This window comes from Bradyrhizobium sp. USDA 4461 (genome assembly GCF_054055655.1).
The window spans coordinates 2,130,998-2,156,968 of sequence record NZ_JBSRXM010000001.1 but is presented as its reverse complement, the minus strand read 5'-3'; the positions used below and the strand labels follow the sequence as shown (position 1 = coordinate 2,156,968).

Below are 25,971 nucleotides of genomic sequence, written 5' to 3'. Positions count from 1 at the left end.
TGGGCAGCACGCGCCTACGGCTTGCTGTCGTCGTCGAGCGGCACGCAATACAGCTCGAGCCGGTGATCGACCAGCTTGTAGCCGAGCTTGCGTGCGATCTCGGCTTGCAGCTTCTCGATTTCCTCGGAGGTGAATTCGATCACCTTGCCGTCGCGCAGGTTGATCAGATGGTCGTGATGGCTCTCGGGCATCTGCTCGTAGCGGGCGCGGCCCTCGCGGAAGTCGTGGCGCTCGATGATCCCTGCATCCTCGAACAGCTTGACCGTGCGATACACCGTCGAGATCGAGATCTTGTCGTCGACCGCGACGCAGCGGCGGTACAGCTCCTCGACGTCGGGATGATCCATGGCCTCCGCCAGCACCCGCGCGATCACGCGGCGCTGTTCGGTCATGCGCATACCGGTCGCGGCGCAGCGCGCCTCGATGCCGGTATTCTTTTGCGCAGGCGTGATTTTCACCGTCGTCATTGGTCCAAGCCTTGGGTCCAAGCCTTGAGGGGCAGAGCAGGGCGCTGTTCTGCCATCGCGCCGATGTTACGACAAGTCGCGCCGCATCAGAAGCGCGTTCAAATGTTCCCCGCCCGGCTGCTTGTAATAGCGTTCACGGCGGCCGATCACGCCGAATCCGGCCCTTTCGTAGAGCCGTCGCGCCGGCGCATTGTTCTCTTCCACTTCGAGGAAGATGGTGCGGATGCCGCGGCCGGCAAGATGGCCGAGATGGGTCAGCAGCAGGTCGCGCGACAGGCCGCGCCCGCGCTGATTGGAATCGATCGCAATCGAGAGGATTTCGGCTTCGTCGGCGGCCATCCGCGACACCGCAAAGCCGATCACCTTGCGGCCCTGCCGCAGCCGGTGCACCAGCGTGTTGCGCTCGGTCAGCATCGCCTCGAATTCGCCTTCGCCCCAGCCGCGATGAAACGACGCGCCGTGCAGTTGCGCGAGCCGCGCCGCGTCACGCAACGATGCGGGCTCAACCGCGGGCGGACCGCCGCCCCACCATCGCGACAGAACGCCGATCATGTCGATGGCGGCGCGCTGATGACGAGGCGATCCTTCGGCGGCTTGGCGTCGGGCGCGCGCAGATAGAACGGCCGCGGCGGCGCGGTCTCGGGATCGACGGCGGCGCCGACCCAGGCGACCCAGGTAATGTCGGGCGCGGGTTGCCTGTCGACCTTCACCGGGGGAGCCGCATCCGCAGGCCAGCGCTCGGCGAGAATGTTGGCGGCGTTGCCGACCAGATGCAGCGCGCCGAATTGCGCGGCTTCGAGCGCTTCCGCGATCGGCGCCACCTTCGGCTTGAGCATCAGGCCGCCGTCGCCGCCGACCAACTGGAAATAGACGTGGTCATGCCGCGCATCGATCGCCGACAGGATGGCATGCTCGCCATTCTTGGCGACCACGGGCGCGGCGTAGGCGGCGAGCGTCGATAGCCCGACGATCGGCTTCGCGGCCGCGAGCGCAATGCCGCGCGCCGCAGAGAGGCCGACGCGCAGGCCGGTGAAGCTACCGGGACCGGTCGTGACCGCGATGCGGTCGAGCCCGGCAAAACCGATGCCGCTCTCTTTCATCACCCGCGCAATCAGCGGCATCAGCGCTTCGGCATGGCCGCGCGGCATCGGCTGCGATTCGCTCGCGATCGTATTGCCGGAGGTGGTGTCGAGCACCGCCGCGGAGCAGGCGTCGAGCGCGGTGTCGATGGCGAGAATCATCATGGGAGGGCGAATGGCGAGTGGCGAATAGCGAATGGACTATCAGGGTGGATCCCCATTCGCCATTCGCTACCCACCATTCGCCTCCATTACATCGGCCGGACTTCCTGCACGTCGGGCACGAAGTGCCGGAGCAGGTTCTGGATGCCGTGTTGCAGGGTGGCGGTCGATGACGGGCAGCCGGCGCAGGAGCCCTTCATGTTGAGATAGACGATGCCGTCCTTGAAGCCGCGGAAGGTGATGTCGCCGCCGTCATTGGCGACCGCCGGACGCACGCGGGTCTCGATCAGGTCCTTGATCTGCTCGACGGTTTCGGCGTCGGCCTCGTCGAAGAATTCGTCGCCCTCGTCGCGTGCATCATCGCTGCCGACGGTGCCGTCGGCGAGCAGCGGCGCGCCGGACATATAGTGCTCCATGATCGCGCCGAGGATCGCGGGCTTGAGATGCTGCCAGTCGCCGTCCGCCTTGGTCACGGTGATGAAGTCGGCGCCGTAGAACACGCCGGTGACGCCGGACACGGCGAACAGCCGTTCGGCGAGCGGCGAGCGGGCGGCGGATTCGGCCGAGGAGAATTCCATGGTGCCGGTGTCGAGCACCAGGCGGCCCGGAATGAATTTCAGGGTGGCGGGATTGGGCGTGGCTTCGGTCTGAATGAACATTTGCTGTCTCCGGCGTCGCCGGTTCAAGGCCGGCGCGTTGGGTTCCCCCTTCAAATGGCAACTAAAAAGCCCGCGATCAAGCTGCAAAACCGCGGTTCCACGGCCGCACCCATGCTCTGGCGCCGGTTTCGGGGCCGATAAGGCTTACGACAGGGCGTCGATCTCGGCGTCGGTCAGGCCGCCCGGCACAATGGTCACCGGGATCGGGAACGCGCCCATGGTCTTGGCCATGGTGGTGATGATCGGCCCGGGCCCCTCGGCCCCCGGATTGGCGGCCAGCACCAGCATGGCGATGTCGACGTCCTTGTCGATCACGTCGAGGATCTGCTCGGTCGGGTCGCCCTCCCGAATCACCCGCTCCGGGGTGATGGCGGCGATCCCGTTGGCGCGGCCGGCGGCGCGGTCGAGCGCCTCGTTGGCGGCCTCCTCGGCCTCCGCGCGCATGATGTCTGCGACCCCCAGCCATTGCTGGTTCTGGTCCTCGGTTTCGATCACCCGCAACATCAAGACGCCACCGCCGACCCGGATCGCCCACCGGCTGGCATAGTAGACCGCGCGGTCCCACTCCGCGGTGTCGTCAACGATGACGAGGCATTTCGGCTTGTGACCTTGCTCGTAGCTGCGTCGCTGGGTGGTCATGCATGTCCCGGTGCTGAACCAACAAGCATGATCCGGAAAAGTGCGCAGCGGCTTTCCGAAAAGATCATGCTCAAACGAGACCCATGCTGCCATACTCCCTCGCCGTTGGGGAGAGGGAGCGCGCAGGTCTGCCGGTGGTGTCAGCGCGGGCGGATGAAGCCGACGATGTCCTTGGTCATCCGCATGGTCTCGTCGGCGATGATCCGTGCACGGTTGGCGCCGTCGGCCAGGATCGCATCGACGTGGCCGGGATCGGCCACCAGCCGCTTCATTTCGCCGGCGATCGGCGCCAGCTTCGCGACGCAAAGCTCGACCAGCGCATTCTTGAAGCTGGAGAATTGCCCGCCGCCGAACTGGTTGAGCACCTCCTGCTTGGAGATTTCGGCGAGCGCCGCGTAGATGCCGACCAGGTTGTCGGCTTCGGGGCGGGTCTCCAGGCCCTTTTCCTCCGACGGCAGCGGTTCCGGATCGGTCTTCGCCTTGCGGATCTTCTGCGCGATGGTCTCGGCGTCATCAGTGAGGTTGATGCGCGAATTGTCCGACGCGTCGGACTTCGACATCTTCTTGGTGCCGTCACGCAGGCTCATCACCCGCGTCGCCGGACCCGTGATGAACGGCTCCGGCTGCGGGAAATAAAGGCCTTCATTGAAGCCGTGGCTGCGGATCGAATCGCCGAAATCGTTGTTGAACTTCTGCGCGATGTCGCGGGACAGCTCCAGATGCTGCTTCTGATCCTCGCCGACCGGCACGTGGGTGGCGCGGTACAACAGGATGTCGGCCGCCATCAGCACCGGATAGTCGTAGAGACCGACGGAAGCGTTCTCGCGGTCCTTGCCCGCCTTCTCCTTGAACTGGGTCATCCGGCTGAGCCAGCCGACGCGGGCCACGCAGTTGAATATCCAGGTCAGCTCGGCATGGCCGGCAACCTGGCTCTGGTTGAACACGATATGCTTCTTTGGATCGATGCCGGCAGCGATGAAGGCCGCGGTCACCTCGCGGGTGTTCCGCGCGAGCTCGGCCGGGCCGCCCCAGACATCGACGCCTTGCGTGATCGCGTGCATGTCGACGACGCAATAGATGCAGTCATGGGTCTGCTGCATCTTCACGAAGTTGACGATGGCGCCGAGGTAGTTGCCGAGGTGCAGATTGCCCGTCGGCTGGACGCCTGAGAAAACCCGTTCAACGAACGCCATGGTCTAATTCCCGGAAATAGGCTGCTTTTGCGGGCTCGTTTGCCACTTAAGCTCCGCGTGCGCAAGTCAGGCGCGCGTGCGCAAGTCAGGCGGGGCGTCTTTGCCTGACGGCGTTAACCGCCTCGCGCCACCCGGTGACGCCGAAAAGCTGCAACAGGAGCCCGTAACCGGCGATGCCGGCCGCGATCAGCACGAGCAGCGAGGCCGCCTGCACCAAACCGTGTGCTGCGGTGGGCAGGGCGCCCTCTGCGAGCCACAGCAGGGCGCCCATCGCGAGCGCCGCGGCCAGGATGCGCGGCAGCCGCCGGCGCGCCGCGGGATCGATCGAGAAGCCGAAGGTCGCGGCGCCCTTGCGGATCAGCGTCAGCGCGTTGCTCCAGGCGCCGAGCGCAATGCCGGCGGCAATTCCGCTGGCGCCGAAGATATGGCCGAGCAGGAAGGCCGCCGCGATCGCGACCACGATGGCCTTCAGCGTCGCGAATAAGGGCGTCAGCGTATCCTCGCGCGCAAAGAATGCCGGCGACAGCGCCTTCACCAGCACATGGGCCGGCAGCGCCAGCGTCAGCCAGATCAGCGCCTGCGCGGTCGCCGCGGTATCCTCCGCGGTGAACGCGCCATGCTCGAACAGCATCCGCACGATCGGCGTGCTCAGCACCATCAGGCCGAGCGTGGCCGGCAGCGCCAGCCCGACCGCGAGCTCGAGCCCGCGCGATTCCGCATGCGCGATCGCGGCGTGCTCGCCGCTGCGCACCGCGCGCGTCATCTCCGGAATCAGTACCGTGCCCATCGCGACGCCGACGATGCCGAGCGGCAGCTCGAGCAGGCGGTTGGCGAAATAGAGCCAGGACACCGCTGACGGCGAGGTCGACGCGATCACAGCGCCCGCCACGACAAGCCATTGCGGCGCGCTGCTGGCGACCATGCCGGGGACCGCGCGGCCGAGAAAGCCGCGCATCTCGGGATCGAACGAGACGCGCAGCGGCGAAGCAAGCTTTGCGCCGCGCAGCGCCAGCATCGACAGTTGCAGGAAGCCGGCGACGCCGATCGTCGCGGCCATGACAAGCGCGGCCTGCACAGAATCCTGCTGCCGGGCCAGCAGCACGGCCATCACAGCGATCAGCGCGATGTTGAACAGCAGCGGAGAGAACGCGGTCAGCGCAAAGCGTCCTTGCGCGTTGAGCAGCGCCATCATCACGGTGACCGGGCCGGCGAAGGCGAGATAGGGCAGCATCAGCCTTGCGTCGTCGGCCGCGAATTGCAGCGTGTCGCGGCCGACAAAGCCCGGCGCGATCGCCGCGATCACCAGCGGCATCGCGAAGCCGATCACGAGCGCAGCCGCGATCACGGCGGCGCTGACGGTGCCGAGCACGCGGCCGGCAAACGCGCGCGCCGCCGCTTCGCCATCGCCGTCGCGAACCCTGAGCCATGCCGGCACCAGGGCCGCATTCAGCCCGCCTTCGGCCAACAGCCGCCGCACGACATTCACAAGCTGGAATGCCGCCAGAAAGGCATCGGCCACCGGACCCGCGCCGAGCAGTGCCGCGATCACGGAATCGCGCACGAAGCCGAGGAGTCGCGAGGCCAGCGTTCCCGAGGAGACGGTGAGGAAGGAGCGGAACATCGGGCCTGTATAGCAGCCGCAGGTCTTGTCGCCAGCGGCACTGTACTAAACCCGTCATCCTGAGGCGCGAACGCAGCGAGCCCTCGAAGGGTGAATCGGCCACAATCCGGGCCGTACATCCTTCGAGACGCGCGTTCCGCGCTCCTCAGGATGGCGGAAGTAGAGCTTCCCTTGCTGCCCCAAGGCCTAACGTGATAGGTCGCGGCTCTTGTTGGGTGGCGTTAACACAGGGCAGGTCTATGGCTGACGCAAAATATGACGTTCTCGGGATCGGCAACGCGATCTTCGACATGTTGGTGCAGACCGACGAGGGATTCCTCGGCCGTCACGGCATGACCAAGGGCTCGATGCAGCTGATCGACGAGGCGCGCGCCAGCGCGATCTACAGCGACATGGGCGTGGCGACCAAGGTGTCGGGCGGCTCGGCCGCGAACACCATCGTCGGCGTCGGCAATCTCGGCGCCCGCGCCGCCTATGTCGGCAAGGTCAAGGACGACCAGATCGGCAAGCTCTACGTCCACGACATCCGCGCCGCCGGCGTCAGCTTCGACACCGCGCCGGCCAAGACCGGCCCGGCCACCGGCTGCTGCTACATCCTGGTGACGCCGGACGGCGAGCGGACCATGAACACCTATCTCGGCGCCGCGCAGGACCTGACGCCGGACGATATCGATCCCGCCCAGATCGCGTCCGCCAGCATCATCTATCTCGAAGGCTATCTCTGGGATCCGAAGAACGCCAAGGACGCCTTCGTGAAGGCGGCCACGATCGCGCATGGCGCGGGCCGCCAGGTCGCGCTGACGCTGTCGGATTCGTTCTGCGTCGATCGCTACCGCGACGAGTTCCTCGATCTGATGCGCAAGGGCATCGTCGACCTCGTGTTCGCCAACGAATCCGAGCTGCACTCGCTGTACCAGACCTCCGACTTCGACACCGCGCTGAAGCAGTTCGGCAAGGACACCAAGCTCGGCGTCGTCACCCGCAGCGAGAAGGGCTGCGTCGTGATCTCGGGGAATGACGTCACATCGGCACCGGCCTTGCCGATCGACAAGCTCGTCGACACCACCGGTGCCGGCGATCTGTTCGCCGCCGGCTTCCTGGTCGGCCTGGTGCGCAATATCGGCCACGAAAACGCCGGCCGTCTCGGCGCGCTCGCCGCCGCCGAAGTGATCCAGCACATCGGCGCCCGGCCGCTGGTGTCGCTGAAGGAGCTGGCGAAGCAGCAGGGGCTGCTGGTTTAGCCGCCTCTTACCTCGCCCCGCTTGCGGGGAGAGGTCGGAATGCATCGCGAGATCCATTCCGGGTGAGGGTGTACAGGTCTCACCCCCGTCGCAACTCGCGGAAGCAGCCCCTCACCCCGACCCGCTCCCCGCATCCGCCTTCGCCCGAAGGCGAGCTTCGGCGGACAAGAGAGCGGGGCGAGGGAGAAGAAAGAGCATCACGCCGTCTTCGCCGCCTTCAATCCGAGCCGCTGCTCGACCGCGTCGCGCATCACGAATTTCTGGATCTTGCCGGTCACCGTCATCGGGAATTCCTCGACGAACTCGACATAGCGCGGGATCTTGTTGTGGGCGATCTGGCCCTGGCAGAAGGCGCGCACTTCGTCCGCGGTCAGCGTCTCGCCCTGCCTGACCCTGACCCAGGCGCACAGCTCTTCGCCATAGCGGCTGTCGGCGACGCCGAAGATCTGCACGTCCTGGATCTTCGGATGGCGGTAGAGGAATTCCTCGATCTCCCGGGGATATAGATTCTCGCCGCCGCGGATCACCATGTCCTTGATGCGGCCGACGATGTTGCAATAGCCTTCGTCGTCGATCACAGCGAGATCGCCGGTGTGCATCCAGCCATTGGCGTCGAGCACGTCCGACGTCTTCTCCTTTTCGTCCCAATAGCCGAGCATGATGCTGTAGCCGCGGGTGCAGAGCTCGCCGCGTTCGCCGCGCGGCACCACACGGCCGTCGAGATCGACGACCTTGACCTCGACATGCGGATGGATGCGGCCGACGGTGGAGACGCGGCGCTCCAGCGGATCGTCGGTCGCGCTCTGGAAGCTCACCGGACTGGTCTCGGTCATGCCGTAGGCGATCGTCACCTCATCCATGTTCATCTCGGTGTTGACGCGTTTCATCACCTCGATCGGGCAGGGCGCGCCGGCCATGATGCCGGTGCGCAGCGACGACAGGTCGAAGCGGGAAAATTCCGGATGGTCGAGCTCGGCGATGAACATGGTCGGCACGCCGTACAGCGTCGTGCATTTCTCCTGCGCGACCGTCGTCAGCGTCGCCAGCGGATCGAAGCCTTCGCCGGGATAGACCATGGTGGTGCCGAGCGTGACCGACGCGAGGTTGCCCATCACCATGCCGAAGCAGTGATAGAGCGGCACCGGAATGCAGATGCGATCCTGCTCGGTCAGACGCATGGCGCGGCCGGTGAAGTAGCCGTTGTTGAGGATGTTGTGATGGGTCAGCGTCACGCCCTTGGGCGAGCCGGTGGTGCCGCTGGTGAATTGGATGTTGACCGGATCGTCGAATTGCAGGCTGGCGCCGAGCGCCGCGAGCTGCTCGCGATGGCGGTCCCCGCCCATCTGCGCGACCTGCTCGAACGGAATCGTGCCCGGTGCCGCCGGCCCGCCGATCTGGATCACGGCGCGCAGTTGCGGCAGCCGCGCCGATCGCAACTGGCCGGGTGTGGCGCTCGCAAGCTCCGGTAGCAGCGTGTTGATCATCTCCATATAGGCCGAGGTCTTGAACGCGGTCGCGGTCACGATCGCGGCGCAGCCGACCTTGCGCAGCGCGAATTCGAGCTCGCTCAAGCGATAGGCCGGATTGATGGTGACGAGGATCAGCCCGGCTTTCGCGGCGGCGAATTGCGTCAGCGTCCATTCCGGCCGGTTCAGCGACCAGATGCCGATCCGCTCGCCGCGTTGCAGGCCGAGTGCGAGGAAGCCTGCGGCGACCGCCTCGACACGCTCGGCGAACTCGTTCCAGGTCCAGCGCACATTGTGGCTCGGCGACACCAGCGCCTCGCGATCGCCCCAGCGCGCCCGTGCGCGGTCGAGGCTGTGGCCGATGGTTTCGCCGAGCAGCGGCGTGTCGGAAATACCGCAGACATAGCTGTCTGCCTTGGGGGTGGGTGCCAAGATCGGTGCCAAGATCGTCCTCCTCGTGGTCGTGTTCGTGTCGTCGCGCTTTTTTGCGCGATCTTAGTCGTTTGGTGCCGACGGGACAGGCCCGACCTATGGCGGGTACGAAAAATCCCTCCCCGCGAGGGGAGGGATTTCTCGGTGCTTGATTGGAACCTCAGGCCGCCCGCTGTCCGCTGCCGGCGTCGAGTCCGGCATAGATGCCCTTCTCGAAGCCCGCGAAGGCTTCCAGGCTGTGCTTGTCGGCGAACGGCAACAGCTGGGTCAGGATCACGCCGCAGACGTCGCGTGCCGGATCGATCCAGTAATAGGTGTTGGCAAGGCCCGCCCAGGCCAGACTGCCGGCGCTGCGGCCTTCCGGCGTCTTGGCGGTGTTGATCAGGAAGCTCAGTCCCCACTTCTTGACGATGTCGGGATAGAGGTCGACGTCATTGGTGTACATCGGCGCCGCCGTCGGCATCTTCCCGACAGTGAGCTCGCCGATGTGGTTCTGCCCCATCGTCGCGACGGTCTCGGCCTTCAGCACCTGGTTGCCGTTGCCTTTGCCCTTGTTGAGGATCATCTGGCAGAACTTGATGTAGTCGGCCGCGGTCGAATACAGGCCGCCGCCACCCATGTGGAATTCAGGGTTCTGCTCGAGCTCGAACGGGATCGCAGCCAGCGTGCCGTCCTCGCCGCGCGCATGCATGCCGACCAGCCGCTTGCGCATGTTGTCGGAGATCTTGAAGCCGGTGTCGCTCATGCCGAGCGGTGCGAACATGTTGTCGCGCAGATAGGCATCGAGCTTCTTGCCGGATGCCGCCTCCACGGCCTTGCCGACGAAATCAATATTGGTTCCGTATTCCCAGCGCGTGCCGGGGTCGGTCATGATCGGCGTCTTCAACGCGGCATTGAGGCAGGTGATGATGCCCGGCGTGCCGGTCTTCTCCAGATATTTGCCGAGATTGACGTCCCACATGTCGTAGGCGAAGCCGGCGGTGTGGGTCATCAGCTGGCGCAGCGTGATCGGCTTTTTCGCCGGGCGCAGCTGCGGCTCGCCCTTGGCATCGAAACCGTCGAGCACCCTAACCGCGGCGAGATCGGGCAACAGCTTGCCGATCGGCTCGTCGAGCGACAGCTTGCCCTGCTCGACCAGCTGCATCGCGCCCGCTGATGTCACCGCCTTGGTCATCGAGGCGATCCAGAACACGCTGTCGACGGTCATCGGATCGCTCTTGGCGAGATCGCGCTTGCCGAACGCGCCTTCGTAGATCACATCCGTGCCGGTGGCCGCGACGGCGACCACGCCGGGAATCTCCTTTGCCTCGCTCTTCTGCCGCAATACCTGATCAATCTGAGCTTTGCTCTGCATTGGGGGCGTCCTCCGGTGGGGTTTATTGTTTTGAAGTGGCGGGATCATCCTCCCGCTTTTCCGCTCCCGCAAGGCGGCCGCGATGCGGTGATGTCGCGATGTCGTGAAAGGCGGGCCGCACAGGAACGGCCATGCTGAGGAGGCGTTCACCACGCATGCAGATTTTGCGGTGGACTCCGCACAAGCCCGGATGACCCCGGACGGAGGCCACGGTAACGTGATCGGGAGGTTGATTTCCGTACCTGTTTATTTGCACTAACGCATTCAGATTGCTGCACAAAAGGTGCGGCGAATTGGGATGCATTTGACGAAAAGATTCGTCGTTTCGCGCCTTACGGGGACGCAGCAATGATTTCGACATGGAGTGAATGGAAGCGCTATCCGCGGCCGGGCCGCGGCGAGAACATCGAGGCGCCGATCAGCCCAGGCCTCTACGAAGTCCGCTACGCGGCTACCGGCGCGCTGCACTCATTCGAGGCAGTCGACAATGTCGCCCAGGCGCTGGCCCTGCTGCAGACCGGCACCAAGTCCTGGTTCGGCCGGCGCGATGCGAGGGCGCAGGCCGATCTCGAATACCGGACCTGCGCGACCTCGACCAAGGCGGATGCCAAGGCCGCGGCCGAACGCATGATCGGCCGTCGTGAAACCTACATGTCGGGCGGGGCGGTCTGACGAAAGCAATGTCATTCCGGGATGGTCCGGAGGACAGACCCTCAGGTGCGCAATTGCGCATCGAGAATCTCGAGATTCCCCGGGGCGCAGTTGCGCCCCTGAGGCTCGATGCTCCGCATCGCCCCGGAATGACGTGGAGAGGGCCGCATTTGCGGGCCAGCAGACTCGCGCCACTGACAATGCATCTCCACGCATTTCCGCTTATATAAGAGGCGAATACCCTTCCAAAGAAATTCAGGAGTAACGCCATGACCCCGCCCGTTGCCGCACGCGCCACGCTATCCGCAGCATCCTCGCTCGAAAGCCGCCTGAAGGACCCGTCGCTGCTGCGCGATCGCTGCTATATCGACGGCGCCTGGGTCGGCACCCCCGAATTCGCGGTCAACAATCCGGCCACCGGCGTCGAACTGATCAAGATCGCGCAGATGGGCGCCGATGATGCGACCCGAGCCGTCGAGGCCGCGCAGCGCGCGTTTCCGGCCTGGGCCAAGCTGACCGCGAAACAGCGCTCCAACATCCTGCGCAAATGGTTCGACCTGATCATCGCCAATCGCGAGGACCTCGCGCTAATCCTGACCTCCGAGCAGGGCAAGCCGCTGGCGGAGGCGCTCGGTGAGGTCGATATCGGCGCCGCCTATGTCGAATTCTTCGCGGAAGAGGCCCGTCGCGTCTATGGCGAGACGATTCCGACCCAGCGTCCGGATGCGCGGCTGCTCGCGATCCGGCAGCCGATCGGTGTCTGCGGCGCCATCACGCCGTGGAATTTCCCGAACTCGATGATCACCCGCAAAGTGTCGCCGGCACTGGCCGCCGGTTGCACCGTGGTGTTGAAGCCCGCCAACGAGACGCCGCTGTCCGCACTCGCGCTGGCGGTACTGGCCGAGAAGGCCGGCGTGCCGAAGGGCGTGCTCAATATCATCACCGGCGATGCACCGCCGATCGGCAAGGTGCTGTGCGAGCATCCGGCGGTGCGGTTCGTCGGCTTCACCGGTTCGACCAATGTCGGCAAGATCCTGTACCGGCAGGCATCGGTCGGCGTGAAGAAGCTCGGCCTCGAGCTCGGCGGCAACGCGCCCTTCGTGGTGTTCGACGACGCCGATATCGACGCCGCGGTCGAAGGCGCCATCGTCTCGAAATATCGCAACATGGGCCAGACCTGCGTCTGCGCCAACCGTCTCTACGCCCAGGACAAGATCTACGACCAGTTCGTCGAGAAGCTGTCGAAAAAGGTTGCGGCGATGAAGATCGGCGACGGCACAGAGCAAGGCGTGACGCAGGGACCGCTGATCAACATGAAGGCGATCGAAAAGGTCGAGCGGCACATTGCCGACGCCGTGAAGGGCGGCGCCAAGATCGTGACCGGCGGCAAGCGCTCGGCGCTCGGCCGCAGCTTCTTCGAGCCGACCGTGCTGTCGGATGTGCGGCCGGACGCGCTGGTGGCGCAGGAGGAAACCTTCGGCCCGCTCGCGCCGGTGATCCGCTTCAAGGACGAGGCCGACGTGATCGCGATGTGCAATGCCTCGCCGTTCGGCCTCGCGTCGTACTTCTACTCGCGCGACATCGGCCGGGTCTGGCGTGTCGCCGAGGCGCTGGAGTCGGGCATGGTCGGCGTCAACTCCGGCCTGATCACGACCGAAGTCGCGCCGTTCGGCGGCGTCAAGGAAAGCGGCCTCGGCCGCGAAGGCTCGCGCCACGGCATGGATGAGTATGTCGAGATCAAATACGTGATGATGGCCGGCGTCTGATCCCGGACATTATTTTCTGGCTCGAGCCCGGCTCTGATTGGATCAGGGCCGGGCTCGTTGCTCGGTCACACGCCCTTGTCGTTCGGATTGGCGACGGCGTCCTTCAGCGGCGCCGTCATCGGGAAATTCAGGTTTGCGTTCTTCGGCGGAATCGGCCGCGTGAACCATTTGGCGTAGAGCTCTTGGAATTCGCCGCTCTTCATCATCGCGACCAGCGTGTTGTCGACCAGCGCCTTGAACTCCGGATCGCCCTTGCGGATGATCAGCCCGTAGGGCTCGGTGCGCAGGCTGTCGTCGATGATGCGCCAGTCGGCCGGGTTGCGGCTGCCCGCGATCAGGCTCGCCAGCAGGATGTCGTCCATCACGAAGGCATCGCTGCGCCCGGTGGTCAGCGCGAGGAACGACGCGGCATGGTCCGCCGTCAGGATGTTCTTGGTCTGGAAGTTCTTCTCCTGGGCACGCGCGCTCAACAGGCCGATCGAGGTCGAGCCCGAGGTCAGCGCGACCGGCCGGCCGCCGAGGTCCTCGAAGGTCTTGATCGGCGCGTCCTTCTGCACGACAGCGCGGATGGTCGACACGAAGATCGTATTGCTGAAGGCGACGACCTTCTGCCGCTCCAGCGTGTTGGTGGCCGGCCCGCAGACGATGTCGATGGTGCCGTTCTCGATCAGCGGAATTTGGGTCGAGAGCTGGATCGGTTGCAGCCTGATCTGCAACGCCGGCAGCTTGAGTTCGCTTTTCACCGCGTCGACGATCCGCCCACAGAGGTCCATCGCGAAGCCGACCGGCTTCTGGTTGTCGTCGAGATAGGAGAATGGGACCGAAACGTCGCGGTGCCCGAGCCGGATCTCGCCGGCGTCGCGGATCTTGGCCAGCGTGCCACCCGGTGATTGGGCTTGCGCCGACGTGGATATCGCAGCTGCGAGAAACATGAAAAAGATCAATGACTTGATGGCTTGAATCATCAGTTTTCTCGTGGGCGGCTGCCATTGGATATGATCAAGCCAGATTTTATACACAACATTGCATAATCAGCAAATCGATTTTATACAATACCGATCAGATCGGATATCTGACCTCGGCCACCATCGAGAGAACCCGGATGGAACCCGTAATCACCACCAGTCATCGAGGAGCTGGACCTCACGGGTCCGCGCCGGACGCCGTGCGCGAGGCCTTGCGGGCGGCGATCAGTTCGGGCGAGCTCGCCCCCGGACTGCAGCTGCGCCAGGACGAGCTCGCTGCGCGGTTCGGGACCAGCCGCATCCCGGTGCGCGAAGCGCTGCGCCAGCTCGAGGCCGAGGGCTTTGTTACCTTCCTGCCCAACCGCGGCGCGGTGGTCTCCGACCTGTCGATCGACGAGGTGATCGAGCTGCTCGAGATCCGGATCGCGCTCGAGTGTCACGCGTTGCGATTGGCGATCCCCGCGATGGGCGAAATCGATCTCGAGGCGGCAACGAAAATCCTGCAGGCCTACGACGCCGAGCCCGATCCGGCGCAATGGGGCGCCTTCAACTGGAAATTCCACGCCACGCTCTACGCGCCGTGCAATCGCCCGCGGCTGCTGGCAATGATCCAGGCGAATTACGGCCATGTCGGCCGCTTCACCCGGGCGCTGGTGTCGCAGGCAACCGGCAAGGAGCGTCCGCAGCGCGAGCACTACCGGCTGCTCGAATTCTGCCGCGGCGGTGAGGTCAAGAAGGCGGTCCGCCTGTTGCGCGATCACATCGAGGAAACGCAGAAGACGTTGCGTTCGGCGCAGCGTCAGGCGTTGCGCGATGCCGGTCCAGAGCGGCCGGTCTGATCGCTCCAGCAATGTGAACCATCGCCGGCCCGCTGCGCGCCATGGAGAAATGTGTGTGAAGACCAATGACGTCGAAATCCTGGTGATCGGTGCCGGCATCGTTGGCATCGCCACGGCCTATTACCTCGCCGTCCAGCACAAGCGTTCGCGGCTGTTGATCGTCGATGAGGGCCAGCCGATGGCCTTGACGTCGGCGCAGTCGGGCGAGAACTACCGCAACTGGTGGCCGCATCCGACGATGGCCGACTTCACCAACCACTCCACCGACCTGATGGAGGAAATCGCGCGGCGCAGCGACAACCGCATCCACATGACGCGGCGCGGCTATCTCCTGGTCACGCGCGAAGCGAAGCCCGACGAGCTGTTGCAGCAACTCCATGCCGGCTATGGCGCACAGGCGGCAAAGCTGATCCGTCTGCATGAAGGATCGGGCCGCGGCTATGTGCCGCCGCATTCGGCCGACTGGCAGAGCGCGCCTGATGGCGTCGACGTTCTGCAGGGCCGCGATCTGATTCAGGCGCACTACCCGAGTTTCGACAGGGAAATCGCGACCGCGCTGCATATCCGGCGTGCCGGCGACATCAGCGGCCAGCAGCTTGGCCAATACATGCTGGAGACCATGCGTCCGCTGGGCGCGCAGTTCCAGCAGGCAAAGGTGGTCGGCATCGCGAAGACCGATCGCTTCACCGTCGAGGTGCTGGCCGATGGCGCGCGGCAGACCATCCAGGCCGACCTCATCGTCAACGCCGCCGGCCCGTTCGCGGCGCAGGTCGCGGCGATGCATGGCGAAGCGCTTCCGATCGTCAACGTGCTGCAGCAGAAGATCGCGTTCGCCGATCGCAACCGCGCGGTCGATCGCAAAATGCCGTTTGCGATCGATCTTGACGGCCAGACGCTGGCCTGGTCCGACGACGATCGCGAGGCGCTGTCCGCGGCGCCGGAGTTTGCGCGCCTGCTGGCGCCGATGCCGGGCAGCATCCATTGCCGGCCGGATGGCGGCGATCACGGCGAGTGGATTAAGCTGGGTTGGGCCTTCAACGCCGAGCAGATCACGGCGCCGGTCCGCGAGCCGGAGCTGAACCCGTATTTCCCCGAGGTCGTGCTGCGCGCGGCGAGCCGGCTGCAGCCGCGCCTTGCGCAATATCTCGGCGCATTGCCGCGCGAGCGCGTGCACTACGGCGGCTACTATCCGATGACGAAGGAAAACTGGCCGCTGATCGGAACTGCGAAAACGCCGGGTGTGTTCCTCGCAACCGCACTCTCCGGCTACGGCACGATGGGCGCCTGCGCCACCGGCGATCTCTGCGCCCGCGCCGTGGTCGGCGCGTCGGCGCCCGCCTTCGCGCGCAGTCTTTCGCTCGCACGCTATCAGGACCAAGCATTGATGGCCGAACTCGCGGCGAGCGAAAGCCGCGGGCTGCTGTAGCTTAACCTTGCTTCAGCTTAGCCGGATGAAGCGAAGCGAAATCCGGGGCCCCGCCGCCCGGCGACATTCCCGGATCGCGCTTTGCTTCATCCGGGTTACGCAGCCCTATCGCCGCAGCACCGCGATCGTTCGATTCGCAAACGTCAGCCGCTCCGCCATCACAGAGACGAAGTAAGTCAGCAGCTTGTGGCTGAGCTCGGGGGCCTCGTCGCGGATCGCGGCGAACTGGTGGGTGTTCAGCACATAGAGCACGCTCGCCATCTCAGCCTGGATGGTCGCGCTGCGCGGGGTGTGCGCGACGAGACCCATCTCGCCGATGGTGGTGTAGCGGCCGAGGCTGCGCACCCGCGTGGTGCGGCCGTCCTCGGCGGGGATCATGATGCCAAGTCGGCCGTCGAGGATGAAGTGCATGGAATCGGCGGCGTCGCCAGCGTGCACGATGATCTCGCCGGCGTCGACCTCGATGCGCTGGCAGCGCCGGATCAACGTGTCGGCGTCATCCTCGCTGTCGAGCATCTCCGTGAACCAGCCGCGCAGGTCGGCTTCTTCCTGCGCCAGCTCCTGGTGCTGCGCGATGATCTCGTTCTCGCACCACTCCAGCGCGCGGTCGAGCTCGTCGATCAAGGTCACACCCTCGGTGATGAAATCGCTGGAGCGCAGCACCTGCTCGGCCTTGGCCGACAAATGCACCAGCACCAGCTCGACGCCGACCTCGTGCGCGCTGCGCTTGATCTGCGCAAAGCTGTAGGCCGCCGACGAATCGACGCCGGTGACGAGCTTGAAGTCGAACAGCAGATAGCGGCACTCCGCCTGCTCGCGCAGCAGCGCCTTGACGTGCTGGTAGAGCCGGTTGGCGGAGCCGAAGAACAGATAGCTTTGCAGCGTCAGTCCCTGGATCTTGCCGCCATGGGCCGACAACACCTCGCGGTCGTCACGCGAGCGATCCAGCGAGCTGCGGTATTCCGAGCCGTCAAAGCCGTATTTGATCGCCTCGACCCGCGCCGCGCTGAGCGCAAAGGTGGCGCAGCCGATGATGACGCCGATCAGGATGCCGGGCACGAAGCCCCAGGTCACGATGATAACGATGATCGCGAGCAGCGACGCATATTCAGTCTTCGACAGCCGCTTGCGCGATTCGATCATCCATTTGTGCAGCTGGTCGGCGCCGAGATAGAGCAGCAGGCCGCCGAGCACGAATTTCGGCATGTAGCCGAGCAGCTGCGGCGCCACCGCCAGCATCAAGAGAGATATCGCCGCGACGGTGAGTCCCGACAGCGGGCCGCGCCCGCCGCTGGAGAAATTCAGGATCGAGCGGCTGACCGAGATGCAGCCGGCATAGCCGGCCAGCGCACCGGTCAGGATGTTGGCGAAGCCGGTGATGTTGAGCTCGCGCTCGAGATTGGCCTCGCGATGCACCGCGACCTCGATGCCTGTCGTGTTGAACAACGTGCTCGCCGCCGTCACGAACACGACTGCGATCATGTTGCCGAGCAGGTCCGGCACCGCCGACCATGGATATTGTGCCAGCTCGGCCGCGTGCCACGGCAGCATGAAGGTCGATGCCGGCGGAGGCTCGAAGGTCCAGCTGGTCAGGTGCGCTTCCTCCGGCGTGATTCCGATGATCCAAAATACAAGATGCGCCACGATCACGCCGCCGACCAGGATGATCGGCAGGCCGAACGGGGTGCGCGAGCGATGCCAGGTCAGATACAGCACCAGCGCCATGGCGCAGGCGGCGCTGAGCTCGGAGATCGTGATAATATTCGTAAAATGGAAGAGAGTGCTGAGCTGCACCGGGTAACCGGTGATCACCCGGATCGCGCCCAGCACGATCAGCAGGCCGGTTGCCCCAAGGAACCCGCCGACCACCGGGTACGGCACGTAGCGAATGGCACGGCCGAACCGCGTCAACCCCAGGCAACACAGCACGATGCCGGTGACGATGGTCGAGAGCCCGAGCGTGATCAGCACCGGCGCGAGTAGCGGCGCCGTCGGGCCGGCCGCGACGATGCGCTCGACCAGCGAGGCCATCAGGATTCCCGTCACCGCCGCGGTGGAACTGTCGGGGCCGGCCACCGCGAATGGCAGCGAACTGCCGAGTGCAATCAAGCTCGCGAGCACCGCCGAGGAGATGAATGTCGCCGCGACGCCGTATGACAGATAGGGTGACAATGGCCCGGCGAAGATCAGGAGCGCGTAGGACAGCCCGAATGTGATGCCGAGCACGCTGGCCGCACCGCCGCCGAGAATGTCATGCATCGCCCGCCGTGCCCGCGAGCCGAAATAAAGCGACCGACTAATCACGTTAAAAAATATCCTGAACTCTAGCCGCCAGTCGTAGACGAGCTCGGCGCAGGACGACAACAGGATTTTTGTGACAGCCGGTTCCCAACGCGCGCCCGCCGGGGAGCTCGTGACCGGCGATCGCGTCGTTATGAAGTCATCGCGCAAGATCAGCGCGTCGCGAAGTCTTCCCCGGGCGGGAAGTCATGTGCCGCTCATCGCTGATAGAATGCCTTGATGCGCCGTGCCGGCGTCCCAAGCAGGGCTGACAACGGCGTCCGCACTTTCTCCGGCACCTTGAGCCAGAGGTCACGCGCCCCGCCCGTGAGCAGGCGATCTGGCGGCGGCGGTGGGCGAATCGTAATCGGAGCAGTAAGCGGGAGGTGCGGCGTCACCGCCGACCAGCTCTTGCATTGCGCGTCGACGCGCACCAGAGCAAAGGTCGGCCGCCTTTCGCGCGGCGGGCCGAGCGTGCTGGCTTGCTCGATCGCGTCGTCGATATCGCCGACAAACCTGTCGTATCCATATGCGCCGCTCTCAATGACCTCGTGATAGGTGCGATCAACCATGTCTTGAAGGCCGGCCACGTCGGCGAGCCGTTTCAGCACGTCATCGAGATTCTTGTAGTCCTTTCGCAGCGGAATGTAGTGCTCGTCGGGCCTGATCACGTTGGAGTAGGAGCCTTCGAACAATACCAACCCGGTCTTCAGTCCAATCGCTTCGAAGAACTTTGGACTCATCTGGCCCATGCTGACGTTGTTCTCGTGCGGTGCCACGACATTGCTGTAGAGCTCGTCATCGCTGAGCTCCGGATGCTCTCTGGCCATGGTCTGGACTGCGTTGCGAATGTCGCCCCATGCATCCATGACATTGGCGCCGCTCTCCGTGCCGAGCATTGCCCTAGCATCCGTCATGAAGTTGAACCAGGCGGGCCCATTGACGCGCTTGTCTTCCTCCCATTCGATGTCATGTGGAACGTTGCGCGCAGCGCATTCGCTCTTCATGCGCTGCGCGATGGTCGATTTTTCCAATCCCAGTTGCCCGTACCAGATCGGAAGCTTGCGACCCCGATAGGCCAGCCAAAGTCGTCGCTCCGAAAGCGGTCTCGCTAGCTCGAACGGTAGTTCGTCGGGGACGTAGCCGGTCAAGCACGACCTGAACTTCACGTTCGGGAGTTCGTCGGGCGGATAGAACTTCTCGACAAGCGGTCGGGGCACGGTCGTGAAGATCGTGTCGACGCCAAGTTTTCTGATCAAGGCGCATGCCTTTCGCGGCATGTCGTATTCGTCCTGTATCAGCAGCACCTTCGGTCCGTCGAAGTTGGAGACGAGTTCGACGAAGGAAGGCGACATTGTCTCGAACGGCATGCGCACCGAAAAATGGATGACCAGCGCGTCGAACAGTTCGAGTGGAAAATCGGCCCTGCAGTCGAACGTCGCGGCAGCATAAGCTACGTCGTGCCTGGAATGGCGCTGGATCGCCATCAGGTGCTGACGGACGAATTCCGTCGCCAAGGCATTTGGGTCGTACAGAACGAGAATGCTGCGCGATCTGGTCTGAATAACGCTGTGCATCGGCCTTGATTGCCTCAACGATCTCCGGAATGCCGGTCTCGCAGGATGGAAATGGCCGGCGTCGGCCAATCGAACGGATTACCGTACCGGGTGAGATAGTCGTCGACGGTGGGGAAGTAGTACAGGAGATCGGATGGTCGAAACTGCCCCTCCAGCAAAGCTGTAACAAAGGCAACCCGCGAAGCGCTGAGTTGTTCCGTCGCGCCGATGATTGCAATCGCATCCGGTGGGATCGGCTTGCCGGATGCGATATCGTCAAAGCTCGCGATGCAGGCGATCCCGAGTGTCGGATCGATCGCCAGGTGCGGCGCCATGCCACGGTCGCTCAGGAACAGCATTTGATGATTTCCGACTTTTCCTCCGTCCCATCCGACGAAGCTGAGCGGCTTGCGATCAGCCTCACTGAGCAGCAGACGTGAAAAGTAATAGGCCAGCAGTCCGTAATTCGAGCAGTCGAGATACTCGGAATTCAGCAGTGCGCTGAACCCCTGCGACGGGCACCCTTCGCCGTAAGGCTTGAGATTGTGTGCGGCAGTTGAAGCAAAAACATATAAAAGATCAGTGCGGGTCAGGCCTGACCACGCTTTTGGTAAACGCCGCTGCATGTGTTCCAGCGCCGTCGCCGAAACATCGAGAAGAATATCTGGTCGCGCGGCCACTGCATCGCCGGTGACTGCATCGAGGTACGGCATTTCGACGCTGGTGATTTGAGACAGCGCACGCGTTGTCCGTAGCGATGATATTTTTTTTGTGAAACGAAGAAACATTTTGAAATTGAAGGCTGGCGAAAATAGTTCGCCTCGCCTTCTTAGCTCAACATACCGCTCCATGACAGTCGCCGCCCCGGGATTGTGTCATGTGAAGGATGCAATCCGCTGAGGGCGTTGTCAGGTTAAAATTCGGCAAAGCTTCTCATTGCGACGTGTGATCCTCGTTCGTCGGCGTCGTCACACTTCCGGTGCGCACGACGCAACGTGCTGATCGCTCGACCGAATCTGCGTCACGCAAGCTTCAGGCGATGCGGGGTCTGCTGTGGACCGCCTCGTCTGCGTGACGCAAATGGGCTATTCCTTGCCGAAGGCGCCGTGACGGCCGATGCCGGAGGCGAAGCGTGCCGCACCCGCCAGCGTCTCGCCCGATGCGATCACATCGAGCCCGCCGCGCATCTCGTTCCTGATCGCCTCTTCCTCCTCGAGGTCCCATTGCCGCAGCGCCGACAGGCGGTCGGCACGCATGCAGTTCTGCGGGAATTTTGCGATGTCCTTGGCGAGCGCGATGGCGTGCGCACGCGTCTCGCCCTTTGCAACCAGCCGGTTGGCGAGCCCCATGCGATGCGCTTCGGCGCCGCCGACCGGGCGCCCGGTGAGGATCAGATCGATCGCCTGCGAATGGCCGATCAGCCGCGGTAGGCGGATGGTGCCGAGATCGATCAGCGGCACGCCGAAGCGGCGGCAGAACACCCCGAAGGTCGCGTCCTCGGCGACCACGCGCATGTCGGCCCACAGCGCCAGCTCCATGCCGCCGGCGACCGCATAGCCCTCGATCGCGGCGATGACGGGCTTCGAGAGCCGCAGCCGGCTCGGTCCCATCGGCGCGATCGTGTTGTGGCCACCGATCTCGCGCTTCTTCTCGGGATCGCCCGCTGCCACCGCCTTCAGATCGGCGCCGGCGCAAAAAGTGCCACCGGTGCCGGTGAACACCGCGACCGATGCGCTCGTGTCGGCGTCGAAGGCGAGAAATGCTTCATACAGTCTGCGCGCTGTCGCGCCATCGACGGCGTTGCGGTTGTGCGGACGGTTGATCGAGATGATGGCGATGGGACCATCGCGCTCGACGAGCACGGAATCGGATTCGGTCACGGGGCGCTCCCTGGGCTGTTCTTGTGCCCGGAGAGTGACATCGATAGTGAGGTTCCGCGCAATCCCGCGGTCGTGACCCGTCATCCTGAGGAGCCGCCAACGGGTCCGCGCAAAGCGCGGCCGATGACAGCCGCCGCGCGGCTCGACGGATGCATGGCCACCGGCCGGGCCGTCGACCCTTCGAGACGGCCGCGTTGCGGCCTCCTCAGGGTGACGGTGATATAGCGAATGCGCCGACGGTGCCGCTAAACCTTCAGCTCCGTCCCCGTGACGCGGCGATACGCTTCCAGATATCGCTTGCTGGTTGCATCCACCACGCTCACGGGCAGCGGCGGAGCAGGAGCGTCGCCGTTCCAGCGGCCGGCGTGGCGCTCGACGTCGAGGTAGTCGCGCAGCGGCTGCTTGTCGAAGCTCGGCTGCGGCTGGCCCGGCTTGTAGGCGTCCGCGGCCCAGAAGCGCGACGAGTCCGGCGTCATCACCTCGTCGATCAGGATGATGCGGCCATCCTTGTCGCGACCGAGCTCGAATTTGGTATCTGCGATGATGATGCCGCGGGCGCGGCTGGTCTGTTCACCGTAAGCGTAAACATCGCGTGCCATCTTCTCCAGCGTCGCGGCAACGTCGGCACCGACGATCTCGCGCACCCGCTTAACCGTGATGTTCTCGTCATGGCCGGCCTCGGCCTTGGTCGCCGGGCTGAAGATCGCGGGCTCGAGCTTCTGGCTTTCCACCAGGCCCGTCGCCAGCTTCTCGCCGGCGAGGGTGCCCTTGGCGGCGTATTCCTTCCAGGCCGAGCCGGAGATATAGCCGCGGATCACGCATTCGATCGGAAACACGGTGGTGCGCTTGCACAGCATCGCGCGTCCCAAAATGTCGGTGCGATGATCCTTCAGTTCGGGCACCGCGCGGATGATCTCGTCGGCATCGGCGCTGATCATGTGATGCGGCACGGTGCCTTCGATCTGCCGGAACCACCAGGCGCTGATCTGGGTCAGCACCGCGCCCTTCATCGGAATGGTCTCCGCCATCACCACGTCGAACGCCGAGATGCGGTCGGTGGTGAGCAGCAGCACGCGATCGTCGCCGACGGCGTAGATGTCGCGCACCTTGCCGCGGCCGATCCGGGGCAGGGGCAAATCGCTGGATAGCATCGCGGTCATGGCGTGATCTTTCAGGCTGGCTTCAACGACGAGCGCCCGCACGAGCCGTGCGGGCGCGGGAGACTAGAGCATGATCCGGAAAAGTGTGCAGCGGTTTTCCGAAAAGATCATGCTCAAATCAAAGAGTCATACGAATTAGCTCACTCCGGCAGCGGAATGAACTCGTGTTCGTGCGGAACCTGCGCGAAACGGCCGGTTTTCCAGTCCTGTTTGGCCTGTTCGATCCGCTCCTTGGAGGAGGAGACGAAATTCCACCAGATGTGACGCGGCCCTTCCAGGGCGTCGCCGCCCAGGAACATCATGCGGGTCGGCCGCAGCGTCTTCACCGTGATGCGGTCGCCGGGCCGGAAGATAAGAAGCCGCGGTCCCTGGTGGCGGTCGCCCGCGATCTCGACCTCGCCGTCGACGAGATAGATCGCGCGCTCCTCATGATCGGGGTCGAGCGGCACCGAGGTGCCGGCCTGCGCAGTGACTTCAGTGTAGAACCAGGGCGAGACCATGCTGACCGGCGAGGAGATGCCGAACGCCGAGCCCGCGATGATGCGCGCGGTGAAACCGCGCTCGGAGATCATCGGCAGGTCGCCTGCGCCATAATGCTGGAACGAGGGCGCGATCTCTTCCTTGCCCGCAGGCAGCGCGATCCAGCTTTGCAAGCCCAGCATCTTCTGGCCATCGCGGCGCTGCACGTCGGGGGTGCGCTCGGAATGCGCGATGCCGCGGCCTGCGGTCATCAGGTTCATCGCGCCGGGCTGGATCTCCTGGATATTGCCCTCGCTGTCGCGGTGCATGATGCTGCCGTCGAACAGATAGGTGACGGTGGCGAGCCCGATATGCGGATGCGGCCGCACGTCCATGCCCTTGCCGGCGAGATATTGCACCGGGCCGAAATGGTCGAAGAAGATGAAGGGCCCGACCATCTGCCGCTTGCCATGCGGCAGCGCGCGCCGCACCGCAAAGCCGTCGCCGAGATCGCGGGTGCGCGGCACGATGATCAGATCCAGCGCGTCGCAAGTCTGGGGATCACCGAGTTCGGGATCGGTCGAGGGCTGCCAGCTCATTGCAATACTCCTTCTCGTTTGCCGCGACCGTAACAGGATTTGATCATTCCGTCGCGGCGATCATGACGCGGTCACGATGGTTTATTTGCCGCTCCTGTGCGATATCAGCGAGAGCAATCCTGGAAACTGGGGCAAGCGATGGTTTCCCTGATCAAGCCCGGTGCAAACCTGTTGCGTGTCGATGGCCCCGTGATCGAGACCGCGCGGCTTATCCTGCGGCCATGGCGCGCATCCGACATCGCCGACAACACGAAAATGCTGTCCGATCCAGAAACGGCGCGCTTCATCACGCCGGATCACCAGCCAATCACGTCGGAGCTGAAGGGCTGGCGCAATGCCGCGGTCATCTCGGGCCACTGGGCGCTGTACGGCTTCGGCATGTTCGCGGTCGAGGAGAGATCCTCCGGCCGTTACATCGGTCGCGTCGGTCCGTATTGTCCGCCTGAATGGCCGGGCTTCGAGGTCGGCTGGGGCATCGCCAAAGAGCACCGCGGCAAGGGCTATGCGGTGGAAGCGGCGCGCGCCGCGATCGATTTTGTGTTCGCCAACTTCACCATCGACCGCATCATTCATTGCATCGATCCGGACAACGCCGCCTCGCAGGCGGTGGCGCGGCGGCTCGATGCCGTGAACGAGGGACCGGGCAAGCTCGAGGGCGAGATCGTCGACATCTGGGTCACGGCACGTGCGCGGTGGCACCGCGATCCGGCTTGAAAATCCCCGCTTGAGCGACGATTGTTCGGCTGACCCGGAGATCCTTTCGACCGATGACATTGGCCGCAACCGAACTCTGCCTGCGCGCCGCCGCCGTGACGCTGCTGCTGGTGCTTGCCGCCTCGATGTTCGCGGATTTCCGCAAGGTGCTGGCGGGGCGGCTCGTGATCGCCTTCGCGCTCGGCGCGGCCGCGCATGCGGTGACCGCGTCGATCGGCGCCGGACCGCCGATCTCGGTCTGGCACGGGCCGCTGATTGCGCTGTCGACCGGCGACATCGTGGTGTTCTGGCTGTTCACCCGCGCGCTGTTCGATGAAGCCTTCGCGCTGCGCTGGTGGCACGGGCTGATCTGGATCGCGGTGGTCGCATACAGCTTCGTCACTTGCATGTGGATCGCGCCCGGCGGCCACGCGCAAGCGGCGATTACCACGGTCAATCTGCTCGCGCTCGTCTTCATCGCGCTAGCCGTGGCGCAGACCATCGGGTCATGGTCGGCAGACCTGGTCGAGCGCCGCCGCCGCGTCCGTGTCTTCATCGTCGCTGCGTCAGCGCTGTATGGCGGGATGAACGCGCTGTTGCAGATCGCGTATGCCGGCAGCCGCGTGACCGTGGAGTGGGCCAACGTGCTCAACGTGGCCGTGCTCGCCGCCATCGTCGCGGCCATCACCTGGACGATGATGCGCGTCGATGGCGCTGATCTGTTCACCGCGCCGGTCGAGCCCATCATAGCCAATGCGCAGCCGGCCGCGATGGAGGAGATAGCCGACCAGAGACTGGTCAATGCCCTGATGCGGCTGATGGCGGACGAGCGCATCTACCGCCAGGACAACGTCACCATCGGCACGCTGGCGACCCGGCTGAAAATCCCCGAGTACCGTTTGCGGCGGCTGATCAACCAGCGGCTCGGCTACCGCAATTTCAACGTCTTCCTCAACAACCACCGGATCGAGGAGGCCAAGGCCGCGCTTGCCGATCCGGCCCAGGCCGAAGTCCCCGTCATCACGATCGCCATGGATGCCGGCTTCCAGTCGCTCGGCCCCTTCAACCGCGCCTTCAAGGCGACGACCGGCGTGACCCCGACGGAGTATCGGAAGCTGAAGGCGACAGCGGCCTGATTGTTCTATTGCGTCGCGAGGGACGCCCCGGCCGTAGGGTTCCCTGCCCCCTTGCGGGGAAGAGGGTACCCCTCGGGTGGCCTCTCAATTTGAGTTTCGATGTTGTCCAGAAGGTTGAGGCGACGGTGTTTGCATCGATCGTCTCGCCCGGGGCCCACCCCCCAGCCCTCCTCCGCAAGGGGGGAGGGAGCCTTACTATTGTGCGCCTCTCATGATGAGGCGTTGTAATCACAAAGAAATTCCAGAAT

Annotated in this window: 23 protein-coding genes; 7 read left to right on the top strand and 16 right to left on the bottom strand. The window is 64.5% G+C overall.

All coding sequences use genetic code 11. The annotated features are described in order from the left end of the window. Nucleotides 1-14 precede the first annotated feature (14 nt). The 7 genes from ACVINW_RS10100 to murJ form a co-directional block, all read right to left on the bottom strand. Entirely contained in the window at nucleotides 15-467 is a 453-nt protein-coding gene (locus ACVINW_RS10100; protein WP_456751158.1) for a Fur family transcriptional regulator, read from the bottom strand. A 66-nt stretch (nucleotides 468-533) separates the two neighbouring features. Next, nucleotides 534-1,019 (bottom strand): ribosomal protein S18-alanine N-acetyltransferase, encoded by a 486-nt coding sequence (gene rimI / locus ACVINW_RS10095; RefSeq protein WP_456751157.1) that lies wholly within the window; start codon nucleotides 1,017-1,019, stop codon nucleotides 534-536. Then, nucleotides 1,016-1,711: a tRNA (adenosine(37)-N6)-threonylcarbamoyltransferase complex dimerization subunit type 1 TsaB gene (gene tsaB / locus ACVINW_RS10090; RefSeq protein ID WP_456751156.1), complete on the bottom strand. Its 696-nt coding sequence runs from the start codon at nucleotides 1,709-1,711 to the stop codon at nucleotides 1,016-1,018. The genes rimI and tsaB overlap by 4 nt, the downstream gene beginning before the upstream one ends. 86 nt (nucleotides 1,712-1,797) lie before the next feature. After that, nucleotides 1,798-2,367 (bottom strand): NifU family protein, encoded by a 570-nt coding sequence (locus tag ACVINW_RS10085; RefSeq protein ID WP_456751155.1) that lies wholly within the window; start codon nucleotides 2,365-2,367, stop codon nucleotides 1,798-1,800. A gap of 144 nt (nucleotides 2,368-2,511) precedes the next feature. After that, nucleotides 2,512-3,006 (bottom strand): universal stress protein, encoded by a 495-nt coding sequence (locus tag ACVINW_RS10080; protein ID WP_456751154.1) that lies wholly within the window; start codon nucleotides 3,004-3,006, stop codon nucleotides 2,512-2,514. Nucleotides 3,007-3,146: 140 nt separating this feature from the next. Beyond that, nucleotides 3,147-4,199 carry a tryptophan--tRNA ligase gene (trpS, locus tag ACVINW_RS10075; RefSeq protein ID WP_456751153.1) on the bottom strand — a complete coding sequence of 351 codons (1,053 nt, stop codon included), beginning with the start codon at nucleotides 4,197-4,199 and terminating at the stop codon, nucleotides 3,147-3,149. An 85-nt stretch (nucleotides 4,200-4,284) separates the two neighbouring features. Then, nucleotides 4,285-5,820 (bottom strand): murein biosynthesis integral membrane protein MurJ, encoded by a 1,536-nt coding sequence (gene murJ, locus ACVINW_RS10070; protein ID WP_456751152.1) that lies wholly within the window; start codon nucleotides 5,818-5,820, stop codon nucleotides 4,285-4,287. A gap of 239 nt (nucleotides 5,821-6,059) precedes the next feature. On the opposite strand from murJ, the gene ACVINW_RS10065 reads away from it, so the two are divergent. Beyond that, entirely contained in the window at nucleotides 6,060-7,061 is a 1,002-nt protein-coding gene (locus ACVINW_RS10065) for an adenosine kinase (protein WP_456751151.1), read from the top strand. 197 nt (nucleotides 7,062-7,258) lie between these two features. Here the strand turns inward: ACVINW_RS10065 and ACVINW_RS10060 are convergent, their stop codons facing one another. After that, nucleotides 7,259-8,962, bottom strand: a complete 1,704-nt coding sequence (locus tag ACVINW_RS10060; protein ID WP_456756357.1) for an AMP-binding protein — start codon at nucleotides 8,960-8,962, stop codon at nucleotides 7,259-7,261. Between the two features lie 157 nt (nucleotides 8,963-9,119). Then, nucleotides 9,120-10,313 carry a serine hydrolase domain-containing protein gene (locus ACVINW_RS10055; RefSeq protein WP_456751150.1) on the bottom strand — a complete coding sequence of 398 codons (1,194 nt, stop codon included), beginning with the start codon at nucleotides 10,311-10,313 and terminating at the stop codon, nucleotides 9,120-9,122. A 348-nt stretch (nucleotides 10,314-10,661) separates the two neighbouring features. On the opposite strand from ACVINW_RS10055, the gene ACVINW_RS10050 reads away from it, so the two are divergent. Together ACVINW_RS10050 and ACVINW_RS10045 are read left to right on the top strand one after the other, a co-directional pair. Beyond that, a complete protein-coding gene (locus ACVINW_RS10050; protein ID WP_456751149.1) occupies nucleotides 10,662-10,985 on the top strand; it encodes a hypothetical protein in 324 nt (107 codons plus the stop codon). A gap of 248 nt (nucleotides 10,986-11,233) precedes the next feature. Continuing rightward, nucleotides 11,234-12,730, top strand: coding sequence for an NAD-dependent succinate-semialdehyde dehydrogenase (locus tag ACVINW_RS10045; RefSeq protein ID WP_456751148.1), 1,497 nt, complete (start codon nucleotides 11,234-11,236; stop codon nucleotides 12,728-12,730). 65 nt (nucleotides 12,731-12,795) lie between these two features. On the opposite strand, the gene ACVINW_RS10040 is transcribed toward ACVINW_RS10045, so the two are convergent. Then, the gene (locus ACVINW_RS10040; RefSeq protein WP_456751147.1) at nucleotides 12,796-13,695 is read right to left on the bottom strand and encodes an amino acid ABC transporter substrate-binding protein; all 900 of its coding nucleotides are present in this window, start codon (nucleotides 13,693-13,695) and stop codon (nucleotides 12,796-12,798) included. Between the two features lie 137 nt (nucleotides 13,696-13,832). On the opposite strand from ACVINW_RS10040, the gene ACVINW_RS10035 reads away from it, so the two are divergent. Next, nucleotides 13,833-14,534 carry a GntR family transcriptional regulator gene (locus ACVINW_RS10035; protein ID WP_456751146.1) on the top strand — a complete coding sequence of 234 codons (702 nt, stop codon included), beginning with the start codon at nucleotides 13,833-13,835 and terminating at the stop codon, nucleotides 14,532-14,534. A 49-nt stretch (nucleotides 14,535-14,583) separates the two neighbouring features. Next, nucleotides 14,584-15,960: an NAD(P)/FAD-dependent oxidoreductase gene (locus ACVINW_RS10030; RefSeq protein WP_456751145.1), complete on the top strand. Its 1,377-nt coding sequence runs from the start codon at nucleotides 14,584-14,586 to the stop codon at nucleotides 15,958-15,960. Nucleotides 15,961-16,065: 105 nt separating this feature from the next. Here ACVINW_RS10030 and ACVINW_RS10025 read toward each other — a convergent pair whose 3' ends face one another. The 6 genes from ACVINW_RS10025 to ACVINW_RS10000 form a co-directional block, all read right to left on the bottom strand. Next, complete coding sequence (locus tag ACVINW_RS10025) at nucleotides 16,066-18,219, bottom strand: SLC26A/SulP transporter family protein (RefSeq protein WP_456756356.1); 2,154 nt, start codon at nucleotides 18,217-18,219, stop codon at nucleotides 16,066-16,068. 239 nt (nucleotides 18,220-18,458) lie between these two features. Next, entirely contained in the window at nucleotides 18,459-19,757 is a 1,299-nt protein-coding gene (locus ACVINW_RS10020; protein WP_456751144.1) for a hypothetical protein, read from the bottom strand. A gap of 74 nt (nucleotides 19,758-19,831) precedes the next feature. Then, nucleotides 19,832-20,647, bottom strand: a complete 816-nt coding sequence (locus ACVINW_RS10015; RefSeq protein WP_456751143.1) for a hypothetical protein — start codon at nucleotides 20,645-20,647, stop codon at nucleotides 19,832-19,834. A gap of 234 nt (nucleotides 20,648-20,881) precedes the next feature. Continuing rightward, nucleotides 20,882-21,676, bottom strand: a complete 795-nt coding sequence (locus ACVINW_RS10010; RefSeq protein WP_456751142.1) for a crotonase/enoyl-CoA hydratase family protein — start codon at nucleotides 21,674-21,676, stop codon at nucleotides 20,882-20,884. 245 nt (nucleotides 21,677-21,921) lie between these two features. Then, nucleotides 21,922-22,836, bottom strand: coding sequence for a phosphoribosylaminoimidazolesuccinocarboxamide synthase (locus ACVINW_RS10005; RefSeq protein ID WP_456751141.1), 915 nt, complete (start codon nucleotides 22,834-22,836; stop codon nucleotides 21,922-21,924). A gap of 140 nt (nucleotides 22,837-22,976) precedes the next feature. After that, on the bottom strand, nucleotides 22,977-23,894 hold the full coding sequence (locus tag ACVINW_RS10000; RefSeq protein ID WP_456751140.1) for a pirin family protein: 918 nt from the start codon (nucleotides 23,892-23,894) through the stop codon (nucleotides 22,977-22,979). 138 nt (nucleotides 23,895-24,032) lie between these two features. On the opposite strand from ACVINW_RS10000, the gene ACVINW_RS09995 reads away from it, so the two are divergent. Further along, nucleotides 24,033-24,608, top strand: a complete 576-nt coding sequence (locus ACVINW_RS09995) for a GNAT family N-acetyltransferase (RefSeq protein ID WP_456751139.1) — start codon at nucleotides 24,033-24,035, stop codon at nucleotides 24,606-24,608. A 53-nt stretch (nucleotides 24,609-24,661) separates the two neighbouring features. Then, entirely contained in the window at nucleotides 24,662-25,723 is a 1,062-nt protein-coding gene (locus ACVINW_RS09990) for a helix-turn-helix domain-containing protein (RefSeq protein WP_456751138.1), read from the top strand. Nucleotides 25,724-25,971 lie beyond the last annotated feature (248 nt).

What these genes read in the sequence shown, in the direction of transcription:
- ACVINW_RS10030 (WP_456751145.1), top strand. Translation starts at nt 14,584, where the DNA reads ATGTGTGTGAAGACCAATGACGTCGAAATCCTGGTGATCGGTGCCGGC.
- ACVINW_RS10050 (WP_456751149.1), top strand. Translation starts at nt 10,662, where the DNA reads ATGATTTCGACATGGAGTGAATGGAAGCGCTATCCGCGGCCGGGCCGC.
- trpS (WP_456751153.1), bottom strand. Translation starts at nt 4,199, where the DNA reads ATGGCGTTCGTTGAACGGGTTTTCTCAGGCGTCCAGCCGACGGGCAAT.
- ACVINW_RS10040 (WP_456751147.1), bottom strand. Translation starts at nt 13,695, where the DNA reads ATGATTCAAGCCATCAAGTCATTGATCTTTTTCATGTTTCTCGCAGCT.
- rimI (WP_456751157.1), bottom strand. Translation starts at nt 1,019, where the DNA reads ATGATCGGCGTTCTGTCGCGATGGTGGGGCGGCGGTCCGCCCGCGGTT.
- ACVINW_RS10005 (WP_456751141.1), bottom strand. Translation starts at nt 22,836, where the DNA reads ATGACCGCGATGCTATCCAGCGATTTGCCCCTGCCCCGGATCGGCCGC.
- ACVINW_RS10085 (WP_456751155.1), bottom strand. Translation starts at nt 2,367, where the DNA reads ATGTTCATTCAGACCGAAGCCACGCCCAATCCCGCCACCCTGAAATTC.
- ACVINW_RS10080 (WP_456751154.1), bottom strand. Translation starts at nt 3,006, where the DNA reads ATGACCACCCAGCGACGCAGCTACGAGCAAGGTCACAAGCCGAAATGC.
- ACVINW_RS10035 (WP_456751146.1), top strand. Translation starts at nt 13,833, where the DNA reads ATGGAACCCGTAATCACCACCAGTCATCGAGGAGCTGGACCTCACGGG.
- tsaB (WP_456751156.1), bottom strand. Translation starts at nt 1,711, where the DNA reads ATGATGATTCTCGCCATCGACACCGCGCTCGACGCCTGCTCCGCGGCG.
- ACVINW_RS10055 (WP_456751150.1), bottom strand. Translation starts at nt 10,313, where the DNA reads ATGCAGAGCAAAGCTCAGATTGATCAGGTATTGCGGCAGAAGAGCGAG.
- ACVINW_RS10065 (WP_456751151.1), top strand. Translation starts at nt 6,060, where the DNA reads ATGGCTGACGCAAAATATGACGTTCTCGGGATCGGCAACGCGATCTTC.
- ACVINW_RS10015 (WP_456751143.1), bottom strand. Translation starts at nt 20,647, where the DNA reads ATGGAGCGGTATGTTGAGCTAAGAAGGCGAGGCGAACTATTTTCGCCA.
- ACVINW_RS10045 (WP_456751148.1), top strand. Translation starts at nt 11,234, where the DNA reads ATGACCCCGCCCGTTGCCGCACGCGCCACGCTATCCGCAGCATCCTCG.
- ACVINW_RS09995 (WP_456751139.1), top strand. Translation starts at nt 24,033, where the DNA reads ATGGTTTCCCTGATCAAGCCCGGTGCAAACCTGTTGCGTGTCGATGGC.
- ACVINW_RS10000 (WP_456751140.1), bottom strand. Translation starts at nt 23,894, where the DNA reads ATGAGCTGGCAGCCCTCGACCGATCCCGAACTCGGTGATCCCCAGACT.
- ACVINW_RS10025 (WP_456756356.1), bottom strand. Translation starts at nt 18,219, where the DNA reads ATGCATGACATTCTCGGCGGCGGTGCGGCCAGCGTGCTCGGCATCACA.
- ACVINW_RS10100 (WP_456751158.1), bottom strand. Translation starts at nt 467, where the DNA reads ATGACGACGGTGAAAATCACGCCTGCGCAAAAGAATACCGGCATCGAG.
- ACVINW_RS09990 (WP_456751138.1), top strand. Translation starts at nt 24,662, where the DNA reads ATGACATTGGCCGCAACCGAACTCTGCCTGCGCGCCGCCGCCGTGACG.
- murJ (WP_456751152.1), bottom strand. Translation starts at nt 5,820, where the DNA reads ATGTTCCGCTCCTTCCTCACCGTCTCCTCGGGAACGCTGGCCTCGCGA.